The following is a 20,230-nucleotide window of genomic DNA, read 5'->3' as shown; positions in this document are numbered from 1 at the left end:
CTATATTTCATTCCGGCGCACGCTAACATTTTTCAGCATCGTTTAAGGGCTTGTCTACCCCGTACTTAAAAGCTGAAGTGATATCCTCCGTTGACTTGCTTCTGATCAAAGAGGTTACCCTGCGTGTAATCCGCTTCGAGGTAGAATGTGTGCTGTTTGTTATACTGTGCACTGACTCCCACGCCGTTATTCCAGCCATTACCTTTGAAACTGTACTTCTCCCGGGAGTTATTCAACTGATATTCTGTATCCCCTGAAAACTCGCGGATAGCGCCAGTCTTCACATACATATTCAGCTGGCTGTTGCCTGCGGTGATGTCATATCCCAGTATCATACTGGCACGCCCCAGCAGCGATTCGTAGTGATTCAGATGTATATTGAGGCCATTACTCGCCTTCATAGCCATCTCATTCTGGTGGCTGTATGTGAGCTGGGTTTGCGGCTCTATATAGAACCCATAACCAGTAGGGGTCAGGTTGAACCTCTGCCCGGCTTCCAGGGAGATGCTCAATCCATTCGCAGTGCCGTTGGCGTTAACGCCGTTGTTCTGACTGTCCAGTACGTGGAAACTATTTTTCTGGCGCGATGCTTTTACAACGAGATCGCTGTAAAAACCGTTGTGTGCCATGTAACTGGCGTACATTCCCATGTAGTCTGAACGTGCGGTACCGTCGCCTCCGCTATAGTCCGGCGATGCATGTGTTGAGCCAATATACAGACCGACATACAACGGCATTACATCAGAGAGACGTTTATCCCCACCAAACTGGATACCGCTGTAACCCATGTCAAAGCCGCTCAGTTTGCCACTGGCAAAGGAGTCCAGGCTTCCCCCATGACTGCGCAACCAGATATTACCGTCTTTACTCTGATTTCGCAGGTCACCCATCCGTTGCATCAGCGTACGGTTTTCAACATAGTTCAATAAGTAACCGACATTGAGATAATTGCCGCCAGCATCTGCGGTCGTGGTGGGTTTAGGCGTGGGAGCGGGTTCAGGCGTAGGATCGGGGTTGACTATGGGAGGCTGAGCGGGAGCTGGTGTGGGTTCAGGATTAGGAGTCGGTTCCGGAACTGTCCCGGAAGCGTAAAGCTCCCAGTTAGTGCCATTTTTACGCACATCGTACAGATATCCCCCCAACTCAACCTGAGAAGACGCGCTGAACGAGGCCGCGCCGTCAGTGGTTTTTACCACTGTCAGAACTTCATTTCCCGTTGTGGCCTCGCTGCCCTGGTTGCGGATAGCCAATACGTGATTACCAGCACTACTCCCGCTGATATTCAATAAATCCCCTTTATTATTAACGCCATTACCCTCGCCAACAACATCAGCACGCATAATAAAGGTACTGTTACCGCTCAGGTTCTCTACGTTTAATGTGGCAAATGTGCCGGCAGTTGACCCGTGGCTGGCAAAATCGACAGTTGAATGGCTCAGCGCCAGCGTGTCGAGATTAGAATTACTTGTTACGTTCCAGACGCTGTTATTCATTGCAACGTCCAGTTTTCCGCCATTGACATTATCGCTGAGGGAGGAACCTGTCCAAACCGACCCAGGGTGCATATCCAGATTGATTAGCCCACCTTTGGAAAGAACGCTACCGTTGATAAGCATACGACCCGAGGCGTTGATGCGGCTGGCGGCATAACCATCGTCATGTTGCGTTGCGATGGCCATCTGGTCGGGTGTACTCATATCAATGACCAGATCGCTCGTGAGGTCGATCTGGCTGTTGGTCATGGCATAAATCCCTCTGGCTCCTGCCGCGCCGGTGATAGCCAAACTGTCTCCGGTTATTCTACCGCCGCTGAGCGCCCACAAACCCAGCGCCAGACTGCCATTACGATCAACTGTAATATCGGTATTTTGCATGTTGACAACAGCCGTTGCCGTCTGGGCCGAGGCACCATAAGAACCGCCGGAAAAGATGCTGTTTCGTTGCGCTGCCGTGCCAGTAAAATTGATTATCGCGTCTGAACCACTGGTGACGAGGCCACCGCCCTGCGCGGAAGAAATATGGCTATCTGCACCGATAGTGGTTGTACCACCACGAACTTCGACGCCATTGGCCGCGGCTCCAGTTACATCAACAGTGAGTGCATTCGCGCTAACCTGGCCAAAGCTCCAGAGGCCGTGAGCATTATCGCCATTGGTTTTAATGGTACTGTTTGTTCCGAGATCGACAACAGAGTTTTTCTGTACGTTTATCCCCATGGCGCTGTAGCCCTGAACATCGATTGTCAGGTCTGTAGCCGTAAAACGCGCAGCACCATTGGCGTTATTGCCGTTGAGACCACCGATATAAACACCTGTACTTCCATCGGTCGTGATTTTACTTCCGCTTCCAAGATCGACACTGGTGCCATAGTCATTGATGGTTAGGCCTATACCGTTCGAGTTTTCAATGGTGAATTGAGTGGCTGTTAGTGTTGAGCTATGCCCAATAATGATGCCGTCATCGTTACTCTTAATGGTGCTGCCTGTGCCTAAGTCAGCATGGGTATAGTCACCAATTAAATTAATGCCGATGGCAGAGGTTTGACCAACAACACCTACTGTGAGTCGGTTAGCTGTCAGGGAGCTGTTTTTGCCCTGAATAATGATTCCTTTTGCATATCCAGAGGCGTCGTTGACATTGACGGTGACATCATTACCCAGGTTGATATTGCCAGGCGTGTTTCCTGCTGGGGTCATTACACCATAGAGGTTTCCTGATGGATCGGCGGTATCTCCTGTAATTCTGTCACCATCATTAATAGTAATATTGGTGCCATATTGACTTCCTGTATCAGCAGCTATCAGCAGGGGGGAAAAGATAATTGCATTCAAACCAATAGCGCCAAATTTTATCAGTTGAATTGAGGGCGAACGGATGTTTAATTCAGCGAGACGATCGGCTTTGGTATTCCCATTGTGTTGTTTGATGCCCATACCACTCCTATATAGTACCCAGGCTATGGGTCTATGGATTTTGTCATTTTGTTTAAGTCGGTGATGCTGCCAACTTACTGATTTAGTGTATGATGGTGTTTTTGAGGTGCTCCAGTGGCTTCTGTTTCTATCAGCTGTCCCTCCTGTTCAGCTACTGACGGGGTGGTGCGTAACGGCAAAAGCACCGCCGGACATCAGCGCTATCTCTGCTCTCACTGCCGTAAAACATGGCAACTGCAGTTCACTTACACCGCTTCTCAACCCGGTACGCACCAGAAAATCATTGATATGGCCATGAATGGCGTTGGATGCCGGGCAACTGCCCGCATTATGGGCGTTGGCCTCAACACGATTTTACGTCACTTAAAAAACTCAGGCCGCAGTCGGTAACCTCGCGCATACAGCCGGGCAGTGACGTCATCGTCTGCGCGGAAATGGACGAACAGTGGGGCTATGTCGGGGCTAAATCGCGCCAGCGCTGGCTGTTTTACGCGTATGACAGTCTCCGGAAGACGGTTGTTGCGCACGTATTCGGTGAACGCACTATGGCGACGCTGGGGCGTCTTATGAGCCTGCTGTCACCCTTTGACGTGGTGATATGGATGACGGATGGCTGGCCGCTGTATGAATCCCGCCTGAAGGGAAAGCTGCACGTAATCAGCAAGCGATATACGCAGCGAATTGAGCGGCATAACCTGAATCTGAGGCAGCACCTGGCACGGCTGGGACGGAAGTCGCTGTCGTTCTCAAAATCGGTGGAGCTGCATGACAAAGTCATCGGGCATTATCTGAACATAAAACACTATCAATAAGTTGGAGTCATTACCGTTTAAGTCAATGAATAATATCCTCTTATCATCATGATATTTGTATGGTGCAATCATGATGAGCTTCTCTGAGAATAATTCTCTATTACCGGGCAAAATCAGGAACACAGGAATTAATATATATTTAACATCCCCCTTACAAAGGTGAGTTTATATCGAGTTATTCCCTAAGTTGTCGTTACTTATTCCAATTCGTTACTATGAATATGGCAAAAATATTACAACAAACAGCGGTTAAAAAATTTGGTGAAGATTTTTTGTAATAATCCTAATTAGTTATGGGATTTTCGCTTGATGTATCTGCATAACAAAAACAATATGCGCCATTTTTGCATTACTAATAAGAAAAAGCAAAAAACATCGATATTCATTTTTGAACAATGGATTTTCTGGCATATCGTTATTATCGTGCTATTGGTTATCATTTTCATCTTGCCAGGATCGCACGTAATCACGTTATTCGGGGACTTTATCTGCGGGATATTACCCTTCAGGTAAGTCCTTTTCTTGCCAGCATATTGGAGCGTGATCAATATTGAACAGCTGTGAAGGGGGCTGATGTGTAGTGGAACAAAAACTTACGTTATATCACTGCTAATGAGATATCCGTCATCTGAACACTTATATCTTTAATTATTCTCGTGGTTCACTGTAGGCAATAAGCACAAAAGTGTAGGATGTTACAAGAATGATTAGGACTCGGTGAAATGAAAAATCCACGCAATTGCGTGGATTTTATATACTTTTGCGCTCTTCATGAGATTTAGCGAAACCTCATGAGACAATAAATTAATTAGACGTTGAAAAGGAAGTTCATCACATCGCCATCTTTCACGATGTAATCTTTACCTTCTGCACGCATTTTGCCTGCTTCTTTCGCGCCTTGTTCACCTTTGTAAGTGATGAAATCTTCAAACGAGATGGTTTGTGCACGGATAAAGCCTTTTTCAAAATCAGTATGGATTTTGCCCGCTGCCTGCGGCGCGGTTGCTCCAACCGGAATGGTCCATGCACGCACTTCTTTCACCCCAGCGGTGAAGTAAGTTTGCAGGTTCAGCAGCTTATAACCGGCACGGATCACACGGTTCAGGCCCGGCTCTTCCAGCCCAAGCTCCTGCATAAACTCGTCACGTTCTTCGTCGTCCAGTTCGGCAATGTCTGCTTCAACAGCAGCACAAACCGGAACCACAACAGAACCTTCTTTCGCCGCGATTTCACGCACCTGGTCAAGATATGGGTTGTTTTCAAAACCGTCTTCGTTGACGTTGGCGATGTACATTGTTGGTTTCAGCGTCAGGAAGCTCAGGTAACGAATAGCCGCTTTCTCTTCAGCGCTTAAATCCAGCGCGCGCAGCATACCTGCGTTTTCCAACTGGGGCAGGCATTTTTCCAGGACCGCCAGCTCAGCTTTCGCGTCTTTATCGCCACCTTTGGCTTTCTTCTGTACGCGATGAATCGCACGTTCGCAGGTGTCGAGGTCTGCCAGCGCCAGTTCGGTGTTGATAACTTCAATATCGTCAGCCGGGTTAACTTTGCCGGAAACGTGAATGATGTTGTCATTTTCAAAGCAGCGAACAACGTGACCGATCGCTTCGGTTTCACGGATGTTGGTCAGGAACTGGTTACCCAGACCTTCGCCTTTCGATGCGCCTTTTACCAGACCGGCGATATCGACAAATTCCATGGTCGTGGGAAGCGTACGCTGCGGTTTTACAATTTCAGCCAGTTGATCCAGGCGAGGGTCAGGCATTGGTACGACGCCTGTGTTCGGCTCAATGGTGCAGAATGGAAAGTTGGCCGCTTCAATACCGGCTTTGGTCAGCGCGTTGAACAGGGTAGATTTCCCGACGTTGGGCAAACCGACGATACCGCATTTGAATCCCATGATTTAAATCACCTTAATATCTTAATAATCAACCTGTTATTGCTAACAGATTGCAGAAATGGAAATAACTTTGCCTATTATACACGGCACTCGGCAAAAATGCCGCAGACAACGACTTATTGCGCTTTAAAGGCGTGCAATCGGTTCGTTGCTTTGGTCAAGCCATCTGTAAACCACATTTCAGTACAACGCGCCGCTTCGTCGATGGCTTCATCAATTAACTTCTGTTCACTAACAGGCGGTTTGCCTAACACAAAACCGACAACTTTATTTTTATCGCCCGGATGACCGATTCCGATGCGTAAACGGTGAAAGTTAGGGTTATTACCCAATTTACTGATGATGTCTTTCAGTCCATTGTGACCACCATGGCCACCGCCCAACTTAAATTTGGCGACGCCAGGAGGCAGATCCAGTTCGTCGTGGGCCACCAGAATTTCGTCCGGATTAATGCGGAAAAAACTGGCCATCGCCGCAACGGCTTTGCCGCTGAGATTCATAAATGTAGTCGGGACTAACAGGCGGACATCTTCGCCTCCAAGGGTGACCCGCGAAGTATAACCAAAGAATTTAGCCTCTTCGCGCAGCGGAGCGCGCAAGCGCTCTGCCAGTAAGTCAACGAACCAGGCACCAGCATTATGTCGCGTTGCGGCGTATTCAGCACCGGGGTTCGCCAGGCCGACAATCAATTTAATCGTCACGTTTTTTTGTCCTGAGTGTGTACATAACTGGCGCGTAGTTTACTGGTTGCGGCCCCGCTTGACAAAAAACTGCATATCAAATGCAGATAACGTAATAATTGCCTGAGTGGACTATTAGAAAGTCAAGGTGTTCAGGCGTTTATTTGTAAAGTTTTGTTGAAATAAGGGTTGTAATTGTGATCACGCCCGCACATAACCCACAGGGTGTTGTCTATACTTTACACATAAGGAAGAGGGGTATTCCCTGTTACAACCCAGAAAGTTCCGGAGGTGACATATGAAACGCAAAAACGCTTCGTTACTCGGTAACGTGCTCATGGGGTTGGGTCTGGTGGTAATGGTGGTCGGCGTGGGGTATTCAATCCTCAACCAGTTACCACAGTTTAATATGCCCCAGTATTTCGCACATGGTGCAGTGCTAAGTATTTTCGTCGGTGCCATTCTCTGGCTGGCGGGTGCCCGTGTTGGCGGGCATGAACAGGTGTGCGACCGTTACTGGTGGGTTCGCCACTATGACAAACGTTGCCGCCGTAGCGATAATCGCCGTCATAGCTAACAAATAATGCAGTTTGCTGACCAGTCAGTTTGCGCTGACTGGTCAATCTCGTACTTATAAATCCGCCATCGCCGCGCGACGATTCGGGAAGAACGCGAGGCGTCCCGGGATCGGTTGAATGCCTGCGCGAGCCATAGTGCGCAGTGGCTGGAATTCCACGTTGCACACGCGCAGTTCACATCCTTCGGGCAGACGCTTCACAAAACGCTGGAACGCATCAAGACCACCAGCATCAAGCACCGGAACGGCATCCCACTTCAGAATAACAATCCGTTTTCCTTCCAGACGTGATTCCAGGTCGGTGAACAGACCTTCAGCCGCCGCGAAAAACAGCGGGCCAATAACACGCAAGACCAGCACATCATCAGGAACGTCTACTGCTACCGGCGCCAGACGAGTCATACGGGCGATACGGCGCATAAACAGCAACGATGCCAGAACAATCCCCACGCTGATGGCAATAACCATATCAAACAGCACGGTCAGCGACATGCACAGCAGCATGACAATGATGTCATCTTTCGGTGCATGACGCAGCAAGTCGACCACTTTATGCGCTTCACTCATGTTCCACGCCACCATCAACAGCAGGGCTGCCATAGCGGAAAGCGGCAGCCAGGAGAGCAGCGGTGCCAGTACCAGCAGGGCAAGAATAACCAGAATAGAGTGGATCACCGCTGAGATAGGGGAAGTTGCCCCGGCACGGACGTTAGCGGCAGAACGCGCGATGGCAGCTGTAGCGGTAATACCACCAAAGAACGGAGCGATAATATTCCCCAGTCCCTGTCCAACCAGTTCGCTGTTCGCCTTGTGTTTCGTCCCGGTCATACCATCCAGTACCACGGCGCAGAGCAGAGATTCGATTGCGCCGAGCATTGCCATTGAGAATGCCGCAGGCAGCAGTGTGCGAATAGAATCCCAGGTTAGCGTGAATTCTGAATTAGGCAGATCCCACGGCAGCACCAGTTGCGGCAGCAGTTGCGGAATACCGTTACCCTGAGAACCATCGGCCAGGACGTAGTGGAATTGCGAACCGATGGTAGCAACATGTCCGCCGAGCAGGTTAACAATCCCCATCACCGCGCAACCAGCCAGCAAGGCCGGAAGGTGACCGGGTAAACGAATGCCCAGACGCGGCCAAAAAACAAGAATACCTAGCGTCACAATGCCAATGGCAGCATCACCCACATTAATGGTCGGCAGCGCCATAAATAATGCGCCGACTTTTTGTAGATAATGTTCCGGGACATGGGCCATTTGCAGACCGAGAAAATCTTTAATCTGCATGGTACCGATGGTGATCCCGATACCCGAGGTGAAACCTAAGGTGACGGAAACCGGAATATACTCAATCAGGCGACCAAAGCGTGCCAGACCCATCAGAATCAAAAAGATCCCCGACAGCAAGGTCGCAACCAGCAGTCCTGCCAGTCCAAACTGTTGCGACACGGGATAGAGAATTACCACAAATGCCGCAGTCGGACCGGAAACGCTAAAGCGTGACCCACCCGTCAGAGCAATGACAATCCCCGCAACAGCTGCGGTATATAAACCGTACTGGGGTGCCACACCACTACCAATAGCCAACGCCATCGCCAGCGGGATAGCAATAATCCCGACGGTTATCCCGGCAATCAGGTCACGGGTAAACCGTGCGGCAGTATATTTTTCTTTCCAGCAAGCGTCGATCAGAGCGCGGAAAGGCATCACATGTGAGGAAAATATTTTGTTCACAATAATGTTTCATCCGTGAGCGCATCATCTGTCAACTAAATGGCAGGTGAAGGAGGCATAGGTCATACAAATGGATATTACAGACAAAAAAACCCGCCGCAGCGGGTCTTTGAGCCGGGTTCGATTAGTGTTCGAACATGGCAGAGATCGATTCTTCGTTGCTGATACGACGAATCGCTTCGGCCAGCATACCTGACAGGGTCAGAGTACGCACGTTCGGCAGTGATTTGATTTCATCGCTCAGCGGAATGGTATCGCAGACAACGACTTCATCAATTACAGAGTTACGCAGGTTGTTCGCTGCGTTGCCAGAGAAGATCGGGTGAGTCGCGTACGCAAATACACGTTTAGCACCACGTTCTTTCAGAGCTTCAGCAGCTTTACACAGCGTACCGCCAGTGTCGATCATATCATCGACCAGTACGCAGTCACGACCTGCAACGTCACCGATGATATGCATCACCTGGGAAACGTTCGCACGCGGACGACGTTTGTCAATGATTGCCATATCGGTATCGTTCAGCAGCTTAGCGATAGCGCGGGCACGCACAACGCCGCCGATGTCCGGAGAAACCACAATTGGGTTATCCAGATTCAGCTGCAGCATGTCTTCCAGCAGGATCGGGCTACCAAATACGTTATCAACCGGAACGTCGAAGAAACCCTGAATCTGTTCAGCGTGCAGATCCACTGTCAGCACACGGTCAACACCGACGCTGGAGAGGAAGTCTGCAACCACTTTCGCAGTGATTGGTACACGAGCGGAACGGACGCGACGGTCCTGGCGCGCATAGCCAAAGTAGGGGATAACAGCGGTGATACGACCTGCGGAAGCACGACGCAGGGCATCAACCATAACGACTAATTCCATCAGGTTGTCGTTAGTAGGGGCACAAGTGGACTGGATGATGAAAATATCACCACCGCGTACATTTTCATTAATTTGTACGCTGACTTCGCCATCGCTAAAGCGACCTACAGCGGCGTCGCCGAGTGAAGTGTACAGGCGGTTGGCAATACGTTGTGCTAGTTCCGGGGTGGCGTTACCAGCAAAAAGCTTCATATCAGGCACGAGAAGAACCTCAGGCATGCGTCCATTGGTGGAAAGAATCTGCCGAAAACTGTGCGGGCCAGGCATGATCCTTTCCAGGCGGTGTATTAAAGAGCGCGATGCAACGTCTGGAACAAGGTGACGTTGTCACCGAAACTCAGCTTGCCCGGCTTAAAGCATGGCTCTGTGCAATGGGGAAAGATTAACGCCTTTCGCCACAAAGCCATTGAGCCATTCCGGGGCTTGCTCTAGCACCTGGCGGGCTTCAGACTCTGTATCAAATTCAGCAAAGACACAGGCCCCTGTCCCAGTCAGGCGCGACGGGGCGTATTCTAACAGCCAGGAAAGCACCGCATCAACCTCGCGAAAACGTTTTCTTGCGATAACCTCGCAATCATTGCTGAATTCACATTTTAGCAACGTTTCTATTGACCTTTTTGGCGTATTGCGCGGGAGTTCAGGATCTTTAAAAATCACCGGAGTCGGAATACTTACACCAGGGTGCGCCACCAGATACCACTTCTCTGGCGGATCCACCGGCGTTAGTATTTCACCAACGCCTTCGGCAAACGCGGCATGCCCCCGAACAAAGACAGGAACATCTGCGCCCAGCGTCAGCCCCATTTCCGCCAGCTCATCCATGCTTAGCCCGCATTGCCAGAGATGATTTAATGCCACCAGGACCGTCGCGGCATTGGATGAACCACCGCCGAGACCGCCGCCCATCGGCAAACGCTTGTCAATGCTGATATTCGCACCGCTTCCCGTCGGAAGACGCCCGCTGTCTGCCGCAGTTTTCATCAACAACCGCGCTGCGCGAACGATCAGGTTATCTTCATGTTCCACGCCTTCAACGGGCGTTAACAGACGAATATCCCCATCGTCACGAAGCTCAATGCTGATGGTGTCGCCGTAATCAAGAAACTGAAACAGCGTTTGCAGCGTGTGGTAACCATCCGCACGCTGACCGGTAATGTATAAAAACAGATTAAGTTTTGCCGGAGAGGGCCACTGTGTCCGCATTATTTCACTATCCAGTTATCCATTTTTAACTTGATGCGTTGACCACCGTCGGTGAGTTCCATATTGGCTGGCATCGCAGGTTGCGTTTTGGTGTCATAACCACCATAAACAACCTTCCAGTTTTTGCCATTCTGGCTGTAGGTAATTTCGCTCAGGCGGTACTGGTCGTCCAGTTTGTAGTCGGTTGCATCACCCGGTAAACCTAAAATCCACTGGCGCAAGCTGTTGAGCGGAATTGGCATTCCGGTCAATTTGCCAATCATCTCTTCGGCGTCATCGGCGGTATAACGCTGACCTTTATTGTCGACTAACTGCACGTTACCCGGTTGAGCATTCAGCTCCAGTTCCGTGCTGCCCAATGGGTTAGTGAGCAGCAGACGGTAGCGATCCTGGCCGGTTTGCTGCCAGAAAAAGCGGGCGTACACTTTTTGTTGGTCAGAAATATAAGCGAACGCGCCGCGAGTCTGATACTGATTAAGATTGCGCACGTCTTGCTGATGCTGACGCCATTGTGGCGAATCCGGGCTTTTGCCAGGACCTTTGGGCGTGGTAACGGAACAGGCAGTAAGCACAAGAGCAGCCAGCGGTAGCAGGCGGATAAGACGAAAATCGGGCAGGGGCATAGTGATGACAAGTCCTTGAGATACGTTGCAGTTATAACCCTTAATGCTAGCGTTACCGTCCGCTATCGTCTATGTTCAAGTTGTCTTAATTGCCAGAATCTAACGGCTTTCGGCAATTACTCCAAAAGGGGGCGCTCTCTTTTATTGATCTTACGCATCCTGTATGATGCAAGCAGACTAACCCTATCAACGTTGGTATTATTTCCCGCAGACATGACCCTTTTAGCACTCGGTATCAACCATAAAACGGCACCTGTATCGCTGCGAGAACGTGTATCGTTTTCGCCGGATAAGCTCGATCAGGCGCTTGACAGCCTGCTTGCGCAGCCGATGGTGCAGGGCGGCGTGGTGCTGTCGACGTGCAACCGCACGGAACTTTATCTTAGCGTTGAAGAGCAGGATAACCTGCAAGAGGCGTTAATCCGCTGGCTTTGCGATTATCACAATCTTAATGAAGAAGATCTGCGTAAAAGCCTCTACTGGCATCAGGATAACGACGCGGTTAGCCATTTAATGCGTGTTGCCAGCGGCCTGGATTCACTGGTTCTTGGGGAGCCGCAGATCCTCGGTCAGGTTAAAAAAGCGTTTGCCGATTCGCAAAAAGGTCATATGAAGGCCAGCGAACTGGAACGCATGTTCCAGAAATCTTTCTCTGTCGCGAAACGCGTTCGCACTGAAACAGATATCGGTGCCAGTGCTGTGTCTGTCGCTTTTGCGGCTTGTACGCTGGCGCGGCAGATCTTTGAATCGCTCTCTACGGTCACAGTGTTGCTGGTAGGCGCGGGCGAAACCATCGAGCTGGTAGCGCGTCATCTGCGCGAACATAAAGTACAGAAGATGATTATCGCCAACCGCACTCGCGAACGTGCCCAAATTCTGGCAGATGAAGTTGGCGCGGAAGTGATTGCCCTGAGTGAGATCGACGAACGTCTGCGCGAAGCCGATATCATCATCAGTTCCACCGCCAGCCCGTTACCGATTATCGGGAAAGGCATGGTGGAGCGCGCATTAAAAAGCCGTCGCAACCAACCAATGCTGTTGGTGGATATTGCCGTTCCGCGCGATGTTGAGCCGGAAGTTGGCAAACTGGCGAATGCTTATCTTTATAGTGTGGACGATCTGCAAAGCATCATTTCGCACAACCTGGCGCAGCGTAAAGCCGCAGCGGTTGAGGCGGAAACTATTGTCGCTCAGGAAACCAGCGAATTTATGGCGTGGCTGCGAGCACAAAGCGCCAGCGAAACCATTCGCGAGTATCGCAGCCAGGCAGAGCACGTTCGCGATGAGTTAACCGCCAAAGCGTTAGCGGCCCTTGAGCAGGGCGGCGACGCGCAAGCCATTATGCAGGATCTGGCATGGAAACTGACTAACCGCTTGATCCATGCGCCAACGAAATCACTTCAACAGGCCGCCCGTGACGGGGATAACGAACGCCTGAATATTCTGCGCGACAGCCTCGGGCTGGAGTAGCAGTACATCATTTTCTTTTTTTACAGGGTGCATTTACGCCTATGAAGCCTTCTATCGTTGCCAAACTGGAAGCCCTGCATGAACGCCATGAAGAAGTTCAGGCGTTGCTGGGTGACGCGCAAACTATCGCCGACCAGGAACGTTTTCGCGCATTATCACGCGAATATGCGCAGTTAAGTGATGTTTCGCGCTGTTTTACCGACTGGCAACAGGTTCAGGAAGATATCGAAACCGCACAGATGATGCTCGATGATCCTGAAATGCGTGAGATGGCGCAGGATGAACTGCGCGAAGCTAAAGAAAAAAGCGAGCAACTGGAACAGCAATTACAGGTTCTGTTACTGCCAAAAGATCCTGATGACGAACGTAACGCCTTCCTCGAAGTCCGAGCCGGAACCGGCGGCGACGAAGCGGCGCTGTTCGCAGGCGATCTGTTCCGTATGTACAGCCGTTACGCCGAAGCCCGCCGCTGGCGGGTAGAAATCATGAGCGCCAGCGAGGGTGAACATGGTGGTTATAAAGAGATCATCGCCAAAATTAGCGGTGATGGTGTGTATGGTCGTCTGAAATTTGAATCTGGCGGTCATCGCGTGCAGCGTGTTCCTGCTACGGAATCGCAGGGTCGTATTCATACTTCTGCTTGTACCGTTGCGGTAATGCCAGAACTGCCTGACGCAGAACTGCCGGACATCAACCCAGCAGATTTACGCATTGATACTTTCCGCTCGTCAGGGGCGGGTGGTCAGCACGTTAACACCACCGATTCGGCAATTCGTATTACTCACTTGCCGACCGGGATTGTTGTTGAATGTCAGGATGAACGTTCACAACATAAAAACAAAGCGAAGGCACTTTCTGTACTTGGTGCTCGTATCCACGCTGCAGAAATGGCAAAACGGCAACAGGCCGAAGCGTCTACCCGTCGTAACCTGCTGGGGAGTGGCGATCGCAGCGACCGTAACCGTACTTACAACTTCCCGCAGGGGCGCGTTACCGATCACCGCATCAACCTGACACTCTACCGTCTGGATGAAGTGATGGAAGGTAAGCTGGATATGCTGATTGAACCGATTATCCAGGAACATCAGGCCGACCAACTGGCGGCGTTGTCCGAGCAGGAATAATGGAATATCAATACTGGTTACGTGAAGCAATAAGCCAACTTCAGGCGAGCGAAAGCCCACGCCGTGACGCTGAAATCTTATTGGAGTATGTCACTGGCAGGGGGCGGACTTTTATTCTGGCCTTTGGTGAAACGCAGCTGACTGACGAACAATGTCAGCAACTTGATGCGCTACTGACACGTCGTCGCGATGGTGAACCCATTGCTCATTTAACCGGGGTGCGAGAATTCTGGTCGTTGCCGTTATTTGTTTCGCCAGCGACCTTAATTCCGCGCCCGGATACGGAGTGTCTGGTGGAGCAGGCACTGGCGCGGTTGCCTGAACAACCTTGCCGTATTCTCGATCTCGGGACGGGTACCGGGGCGATTGCGCTTGCGCTGGCTAGCGAGCGCCCGGACTGCGAAATTATCGCTGTAGATCGTATGCCTGATGCTGTCTCCCTGGCACAACGTAATGCCCAGCATCTGGCGATCAAAAATATCCACATTCTGCAAAGCGACTGGTTTAGCGCGCTAGCCGGGCAGCAGTTTGCGATGATTGTCAGCAATCCGCCGTATATTGACGAGCAGGACCCACATCTTCAACAAGGCGATGTCCGCTTTGAGCCGCTCACTGCGCTGGTTGCGGCAGACAGTGGAATGGCAGACATCGTGCATATCATCGAACAGTCGCGTAACGCGCTGGTATCCGGCGGCTTTCTGCTTCTGGAACATGGCTGGCAGCAGGGCGAAGCGGTGCGACAAGCATTTATCCTCGCGGGGTATCATGACGTCGAAACCTGCCGTGACTATGGTGATAACGAGCGCGTAACGCTCGGCCGCTATTATCAATGACAAGTTTTTCTACACTGCTTAGTGTTCATCTTATTAGTATCGCGCTTTCTGTTGGGCTATTAACCTTACGTTTCTGGCTACGTTATCAGAAGCATCCACAGGCATTTGCTCGCTGGACGCGCATTGTGCCGCCGGTTGTCGATACGGTGTTATTGTTAAGCGGCATTGCGTTGATGGCTAAAGCGCACATCCTGCCATTTTCCGGGCAGGCACAGTGGCTGACTGAAAAGCTGTTTGGAGTTATCATTTATATCGTTTTGGGTTTTATTGCACTCGATTATCGTCGTATGCACAGTCAGCAGGCGCGCATTATTGCCTTCCCGCTGGCGTTGGTGGTGCTGTACATCATCATTAAACTCGCCACCACAAAAGTACCGTTACTGGGGTAAGTCATGAGATCGTTAGCTGATTTCGAATTTAATAAAGCGCCATTGTGCGAAGGCATGATCCTGGCTTGCGAAGCAATCCGCCGCGATTTTCCCTCGCAAGATGTCTACGACGAACTGGAGCGTCTCGTTAGTCTGGCGAAGGAAGAAATCAGCCAGCTTCTGCCTTTAGAAGAGCAGCTGGAAAAACTGATCGCGCTGTTTTACGGCGACTGGGGATTTAAAGCCTCACGCGGCGTTTATCGTCTTTCCGATGCATTATGGCTGGACCAGGTGTTAAAGAATCGACAGGGCAGTGCGGTATCATTAGGTGCGGTTTTATTATGGGTCGCGAATCGTCTCGATTTGCCGCTGCTGCCGGTGATTTTCCCTACGCAGCTGATATTGCGCATTGAATGTCCGGATGGCGAAATTTGGCTGATTAATCCTTTTAACGGTGAATCGTTAAGCGAACATATGCTGGACGTATGGTTAAAGGGAAATATCAGCCCGTCAGCGGAACTGTTTTATGAAGACCTTGATGAAGCTGATAACATTGAGGTAATCCGCAAATTGCTGGATACACTCAAAGCCTCGTTGATGGAAGAAAATCAGATGGAGCTGGCGTTACGCACCAGCGAAGCTTTATTACAATTCAACCCTGAAGATCCCTATGAAATTCGCGATCGCGGGTTGATTTATGCGCAACTGGATTGCGAACACGTTGCGTTGAACGATTTAAGTTATTTCGTTGAACAGTGTCCGGAAGACCCGATCAGCGAAATGATCCGTGCGCAAATAAATAACATCGCGCATAAACATATTGTGCTGCATTAATTAATCGACATTTTACTCAAGATTAAGGCGATCCTATGAAACAAAAAGTGGTTAGCATTGGCGACATCAACGTAGCAAATGACCTGCCGTTCGTACTGTTTGGCGGTATGAACGTGCTGGAATCTCGCGATCTGGCGATGCGCATTTGCGAGCACTACGTAACTGTGACCCAGAAACTGGGTATCCCTTACGTGTTCAAAGCCTCTTTTGACAAAGCCAACCGCTCCTCCATCCACTCTTATCGTGGACCGGGCATGGAAGAAGGGATGAAAATCTTCCAGGAGTTGAAGCAGACTTTTGGCGTGAAAATTATCACCGACGTTCACGAACCAAGTCAGGCACAGCCCGTTGCTGATGTCGTGGATGTGATTCAGTTGCCGGCGTTTCTTGCTCGCCAGACTGACCTGGTTGAAGCCATGGCGAAAACCGGTGCGGTAATTAACGTCAAGAAACCACAGTTTGTCAGCCCGGGACAGATGGGTAATATCGTTGATAAATTCAAAGAAGGTGGCAACGAAAAAGTGATTCTTTGCGATCGTGGTGCTAACTTCGGCTATGACAACCTGGTTGTCGATATGCTGGGCTTCAGCATTATGAAGAAAGTGTCTGGTAACTCGCCGGTGATTTTCGACGTGACCCACGCACTGCAATGCCGCGATCCGTTTGGCGCAGCTTCCGGTGGTCGTCGTGCTCAGGTGGCTGAGCTGGCACGAGCCGGTATGGCGGTAGGTCTGGCGGGGCTGTTTATTGAAGCGCATCCGGATCCGGAACATGCGAAATGTGATGGTCCATCCGCGCTGCCGCTGGCTAAACTGGAACCGTTCCTCAAGCAGATGAAAGCGATTGATGATCTGGTGAAAGGTTTCGAAGAACTGGATACCAGCAAGTAATCTTTTTTGCTTGAAAAATAAAGTCTTAGCGTTCTGCGTTAAGACTTTTTTCATGGGTGCCAAATACAAAAAAGGCCGCAGGCTGTTACCCCTGCGGCCGGTTTCGGGCGCATATTGCCATCACGGCAGCCTGACGCCCGTTTTCACCTTACTTCCGGTTACGCCACCAGCCGACAATCGCTGCGGTAATAATTCCCGCCAGGATCGGTGCTGCCAGGTCGTGCCAGAAAATCATGGCAAACTGCGCGAGCGTCATATAGCCGCCTTGTTGTAATGACAACATTTTGCGGCTATTCTTGAATTGTTCTGGTTCAAGATTAGCCCCCGTTCTGTTGTCAGGTTAAACCTCTCAACGTGCGGGGGTTTTCTCTTTCCAGCAACCAATGCCACCAGGGATAAAGCCCCCGCAACATTGCGCCTCACCGGATAACGCCGGCTTGATGTGGATACTACGTCTCAATTCATCTTCACTTCATCCCTGAAATGTTTGCAATGAAGAGTGCATTCCGGTTTTTCAACAGCTGTTACAGTCGTTTCATGAGGGCTCTGGATGATGCTTCCAGCTCGGGTTGCCAATATTTACTTGTGGAAGAGATAAAGACAAAAATGGCCGCAGGCTGTTACCCCTGCGGCCGGTTTCGGGCGCATATTGCCATCACGGCAGCCTGACGCCCGTTTTCACCTTACTTCCGGTTACGCCACCAGCCGACAATCGCTGCGGTAATAATCCCCGCCAGGATCGGTGCTGCCAGGTCGTGCCAGAAAATCATGGCAAACTTCGCGAGCGTCATATAGCCGCCTTGTTGTAATGACAACATTTTGCGGCTATTCTTGAATTGTTGATGGTTCAAGATTAGCCCCCGTTCTGTTGTCAGGTTTTACCTCTCAACGTGCGGGGGTTTTCTCTTTCCAGCAACCAATGCCACCAGGGATAAAGCCCCCGCAACATTGCGCCTCACCGGATAATTCCGGCTTGGTGTGGATACTACGACTCAATTCATCTTCACTTCATCCCTGAAATGTTTGCAATGAAGAGTGCATTCCGGTTTTTCAACAGCTGTTACAGTCGTTTCATGAGTACTCTGGATGATGCTTCCAGCTCGGGTTGCCAATATTTACTTGTGGAAGAGATAAAGACAAAAATGGCCGCAGGCTGTTACCCCTGCGGCCGGTTTCGGGCGCATATTGCCATCACGGCAGCCTGACGCCCGTTTTCACCTTACTTCCGGTTACGCCACCAGCTGACAATCGCTGCGGTAATAATCCCCGCCAGGATCGGTGCTGCCAGGTCGTGCCAGAAAGTCATGGCAAACTGCGCGAGCGTCATATAGCCGCCTTGTTGTAATGACAACATTTTGCGGCTATTCTTGAAGTGTCTGGTTTCAAGATTAGCCCCCGTTTTGTTGTCAGGTTTTACCTCTCAACGTGCGGGGGTTTTCTCTTTCCAGCAACCAATGCCACCAGGGATAAAGCCCCCGCAACATTGCGCCTCACCGGATAATTCCGGCTTGGTGTGGATACTACGACTCAATTCATCTTCACTTCATCCCTGAAATGTTTGCAATAAAGAGTACATTCCGGCTTTTCAACAGCTGTTGCAGTGGTTTCGTGCAGGTTGTGGTACAGGCTCGCAATTCTGATTAACGAGCTGTCCAGGTAGTATGAAGAAATACAATAAGCAGGAATTTATCTTATCTCCCCCGATTTCCGTCATCGGAGGAGATATAACTGTCAGGCAAATATCGTCATCAAATAGGCGGCAAACAGTGCCAGATGCGCTGCGCCATTGAGCACGTTAGTACGTCCGGTGGAGAAGGAGATATGGCACAGCACTAAAGAGGCCACCATCACCACCATTTCTGGCGCACCAAGTGCAAACTGTAATTCGTTACCCGTCATAAAGGCAATTAGCGTGACGACAGGTACGGTAAGCGAAATGGTTGCTAACACTGAACCAAAGAACAGATTCATCGCGCGCTGGACCTGGTTGTTCAACACTGCTTTTAACGCACCTAAACCTTCCGGCGACAGAATCAACAGAGCCACCAGGAAGCCAGTAAAGGCGACAGGGGCATTCATGCTGTCGAGCAATGTCTCCAGCGGGCTGGCATTCATTTTGGTGACTGCAATAACGGCAATCAGATGGATAATCAACCAGATAGCATGCCACACGCTGCTATGGGCAGACGGTTTACCGTGATGCGGGTCATCGTCATCACTGTCATCTTCGTGCTCGTAGACAAACAAACTTTGATGCGTTTTGGTCTGGATCAGCAAAAATACGCCATACATTGCCGCAGAAATTAATGCTACCAGTAACGCCTGACCGGTTGAAAAATTCGCCGCAGGCAGAGCCATTGGAAATACCAGTACGATTATCGCCAGGGGGAACAGCGCAATTAAATACTGCTTGATACCAAACAGATTCATATATTGGGTGGCAAACTTACGACCGCCCAACAATAATGAAAAGCCAACCAGCCCACCGGTAACAATCATAATGATTGAATAGAGCGTATCACGCATTAGCGTTGGCGCGGCGTCGCCGGTTGCCATTAAAGCTGAAATCAAACTGACTTCAAGAATAACCACTGAAAGGCTAAGAATAAGCGAACCGTAAGGTTCTCCCAGGCGATGGGCTAATACGTCCGCATGACGGACAACACTAAAGGCGCTACTTAAAATACCAATAAGCGCAAGAAGATTGATGGCAATGACCACTGGTAGTGTCTGGCTACTTCCCCACAGGAACAGCACTACCAGCGCCAGAACCGGGAAAATAAGCGAAGTCTCCTTGTGGCGGGTTTTTACCGCCTCTTGAGCATTTGACATTATGGTTATCCCTTTGCAGATGAATTTATCGAAAATGTAAAAAATAGGTAGGGAAAATAACAGAAAGTGTCTGGATATCGGTAACATTTTACGAATTTTTACCCCGCTGTCGATTTTTTACTCATTGGGGCATAAAAATAAGTATTACGTTTAGACAATGTTTGTTTTAGCGTTTCTTAAGAAGAGTCTGACATGAAACTTCTTATGTTTTGGCAAGAGTAGATATTGTTGACCACACTTAATGTTCAACTTTGTAAAAGGAGTCAACGATGCCGTATAAAACGAAAAGCGATCTGCCGGAAAGCGTAAAGCACGTTCTACCGTCTCATGCCCAGGATATCTATAAAGAAGCGTTCAACAGCGCATGGGATCAATATAAAGATAAAGACGATCGGCGTGATGACGCCAGTCGCGAAGAAACCGCGCATAAAGTGGCCTGGGCTGCTGTGAAGCATGAATATGCCAAAGGGGATGATGATAAATGGCATAAAAAATCGTAAAACCGGTAGCTTAGTTAAAGCTATTCGTGCGGTGTTGCCTTGCAAG

The 20,230-nt window shown here is 50.1% G+C and carries 20 protein-coding genes; 9 read left to right on the top strand and 11 right to left on the bottom strand.

Annotated elements, in window-relative coordinates:
• Nucleotides 1–65 precede the first annotated feature (65 nt).
• Nucleotides 66–2,933 carry an autotransporter outer membrane beta-barrel domain-containing protein gene (locus tag HGD79_RS05170; RefSeq protein WP_168848318.1) on the bottom strand — a complete coding sequence of 956 codons (2,868 nt, stop codon included), beginning with the start codon at nucleotides 2,931–2,933 and terminating at the stop codon, nucleotides 66–68.
• Nucleotides 2,934–3,047: 114 nt separating this feature from the next.
• On the opposite strand from HGD79_RS05170, the gene HGD79_RS05165 reads away from it, so the two are divergent.
• A protein-coding gene (locus HGD79_RS05165) for an IS1-like element IS1A family transposase (protein WP_094096600.1) occupies nucleotides 3,048–3,745 on the top strand; the annotation gives its coding sequence in 2 pieces (ribosomal slippage) (nucleotides 3,048–3,297 and nucleotides 3,297–3,745; 699 coding nt in all).
• Nucleotides 3,746–4,553: 808 nt separating this feature from the next.
• Here the strand turns inward: HGD79_RS05165 and ychF are convergent.
• Together ychF and pth are read right to left on the bottom strand one after the other, a co-directional pair.
• Nucleotides 4,554–5,645, bottom strand: a complete 1,092-nt coding sequence (gene ychF, locus HGD79_RS05160) for a redox-regulated ATPase YchF (protein WP_000505866.1) — start codon at nucleotides 5,643–5,645, stop codon at nucleotides 4,554–4,556.
• Nucleotides 5,646–5,761: 116 nt separating this feature from the next.
• Nucleotides 5,762–6,346, bottom strand: a complete 585-nt coding sequence (gene pth / locus HGD79_RS05155) for an aminoacyl-tRNA hydrolase (RefSeq protein ID WP_000152933.1) — start codon at nucleotides 6,344–6,346, stop codon at nucleotides 5,762–5,764.
• 277 nt (nucleotides 6,347–6,623) lie between these two features.
• Here pth and ychH point away from each other — a divergent pair, with 277 nt between their 5' ends.
• Nucleotides 6,624–6,902, top strand: coding sequence for a stress-induced protein YchH (gene ychH, locus HGD79_RS05150; RefSeq protein ID WP_000823885.1), 279 nt, complete (start codon nucleotides 6,624–6,626; stop codon nucleotides 6,900–6,902).
• Between the two features lie 54 nt (nucleotides 6,903–6,956).
• Here ychH and dauA read toward each other — a convergent pair whose 3' ends face one another.
• The 4 genes from dauA to lolB form a co-directional block, all read right to left on the bottom strand.
• The gene (dauA, locus tag HGD79_RS05145; protein WP_001033346.1) at nucleotides 6,957–8,636 is read right to left on the bottom strand and encodes a C4-dicarboxylic acid transporter DauA; all 1,680 of its coding nucleotides are present in this window, start codon (nucleotides 8,634–8,636) and stop codon (nucleotides 6,957–6,959) included.
• 124 nt (nucleotides 8,637–8,760) lie between these two features.
• Nucleotides 8,761–9,708 (bottom strand): ribose-phosphate diphosphokinase, encoded by a 948-nt coding sequence (gene prs, locus HGD79_RS05140; protein ID WP_001298109.1) that lies wholly within the window; start codon nucleotides 9,706–9,708, stop codon nucleotides 8,761–8,763.
• A gap of 150 nt (nucleotides 9,709–9,858) precedes the next feature.
• On the bottom strand, nucleotides 9,859–10,710 hold the full coding sequence (ispE, locus tag HGD79_RS05135) for a 4-(cytidine 5'-diphospho)-2-C-methyl-D-erythritol kinase (protein ID WP_001260333.1): 852 nt from the start codon (nucleotides 10,708–10,710) through the stop codon (nucleotides 9,859–9,861).
• A complete protein-coding gene (gene lolB, locus HGD79_RS05130; protein ID WP_001130692.1) occupies nucleotides 10,710–11,333 on the bottom strand; it encodes a lipoprotein insertase outer membrane protein LolB in 624 nt (207 codons plus the stop codon). Before lolB ends, ispE begins: the two co-directional genes overlap by 1 nt.
• Nucleotides 11,334–11,546: 213 nt before the next feature.
• On the opposite strand from lolB, the gene hemA reads away from it, so the two are divergent.
• Genes hemA through kdsA form a run of 6 tightly spaced genes read left to right on the top strand, consistent with a single transcriptional unit; the run spans nucleotide 11,547 to nucleotide 16,852 of the window.
• Nucleotides 11,547–12,803 carry a glutamyl-tRNA reductase gene (gene hemA / locus HGD79_RS05125; protein ID WP_000173200.1) on the top strand — a complete coding sequence of 419 codons (1,257 nt, stop codon included), beginning with the start codon at nucleotides 11,547–11,549 and terminating at the stop codon, nucleotides 12,801–12,803.
• 41 nt (nucleotides 12,804–12,844) lie between these two features.
• Entirely contained in the window at nucleotides 12,845–13,927 is a 1,083-nt protein-coding gene (gene prfA / locus HGD79_RS05120; RefSeq protein WP_000804726.1) for a peptide chain release factor 1, read from the top strand.
• Nucleotides 13,927–14,760, top strand: a complete 834-nt coding sequence (gene prmC / locus HGD79_RS05115) for a peptide chain release factor N(5)-glutamine methyltransferase (RefSeq protein WP_000456571.1) — start codon at nucleotides 13,927–13,929, stop codon at nucleotides 14,758–14,760. Before prfA ends, prmC begins: the two co-directional genes overlap by 1 nt.
• Complete coding sequence (gene sirB2 / locus HGD79_RS05110) at nucleotides 14,757–15,149, top strand: invasion regulator SirB2 (protein ID WP_000200378.1); 393 nt, start codon at nucleotides 14,757–14,759, stop codon at nucleotides 15,147–15,149. Before prmC ends, sirB2 begins: the two co-directional genes overlap by 4 nt.
• Before the next feature lie 3 nt (nucleotides 15,150–15,152).
• Nucleotides 15,153–15,962 carry an invasion regulator SirB1 gene (gene sirB1 / locus HGD79_RS05105; protein ID WP_001257044.1) on the top strand — a complete coding sequence of 270 codons (810 nt, stop codon included), beginning with the start codon at nucleotides 15,153–15,155 and terminating at the stop codon, nucleotides 15,960–15,962.
• 35 nt (nucleotides 15,963–15,997) lie between these two features.
• Nucleotides 15,998–16,852, top strand: coding sequence for a 3-deoxy-8-phosphooctulonate synthase (kdsA, locus tag HGD79_RS05100; protein WP_032302915.1), 855 nt, complete (start codon nucleotides 15,998–16,000; stop codon nucleotides 16,850–16,852).
• Between the two features lie 148 nt (nucleotides 16,853–17,000).
• On the opposite strand, the gene HGD79_RS05095 is transcribed toward kdsA, so the two are convergent.
• The 4 genes from HGD79_RS05095 to chaA form a co-directional block, all read right to left on the bottom strand.
• On the bottom strand, nucleotides 17,001–17,108 hold the full coding sequence (locus HGD79_RS05095) for a type I toxin-antitoxin system toxin Ldr family protein (protein WP_000170954.1): 108 nt from the start codon (nucleotides 17,106–17,108) through the stop codon (nucleotides 17,001–17,003).
• 427 nt (nucleotides 17,109–17,535) lie between these two features.
• The gene (locus HGD79_RS05090; protein ID WP_000170926.1) at nucleotides 17,536–17,643 is read right to left on the bottom strand and encodes a type I toxin-antitoxin system toxin Ldr family protein; all 108 of its coding nucleotides are present in this window, start codon (nucleotides 17,641–17,643) and stop codon (nucleotides 17,536–17,538) included.
• 428 nt (nucleotides 17,644–18,071) lie between these two features.
• The gene (locus tag HGD79_RS05085) at nucleotides 18,072–18,179 is read right to left on the bottom strand and encodes a type I toxin-antitoxin system toxin Ldr family protein (RefSeq protein ID WP_000170965.1); all 108 of its coding nucleotides are present in this window, start codon (nucleotides 18,177–18,179) and stop codon (nucleotides 18,072–18,074) included.
• A 404-nt stretch (nucleotides 18,180–18,583) separates the two neighbouring features.
• Complete coding sequence (gene chaA, locus HGD79_RS05080; protein ID WP_001295620.1) at nucleotides 18,584–19,684, bottom strand: sodium-potassium/proton antiporter ChaA; 1,101 nt, start codon at nucleotides 19,682–19,684, stop codon at nucleotides 18,584–18,586.
• A 269-nt stretch (nucleotides 19,685–19,953) separates the two neighbouring features.
• Here chaA and chaB point away from each other — a divergent pair, with 269 nt between their 5' ends.
• Nucleotides 19,954–20,184 carry a putative cation transport regulator ChaB gene (chaB, locus tag HGD79_RS05075; protein WP_001146442.1) on the top strand — a complete coding sequence of 77 codons (231 nt, stop codon included), beginning with the start codon at nucleotides 19,954–19,956 and terminating at the stop codon, nucleotides 20,182–20,184.
• Nucleotides 20,185–20,230: the final 46 nt, after the last annotated feature.

This window comes from Escherichia sp. SCLE84 (assembly GCF_012584495.1).
Taxonomy (GTDB): Bacteria; Pseudomonadota; Gammaproteobacteria; order Enterobacterales; family Enterobacteriaceae; genus ECMA0423.
This window is presented reverse-complemented; position numbering and strand designations above follow the sequence as displayed.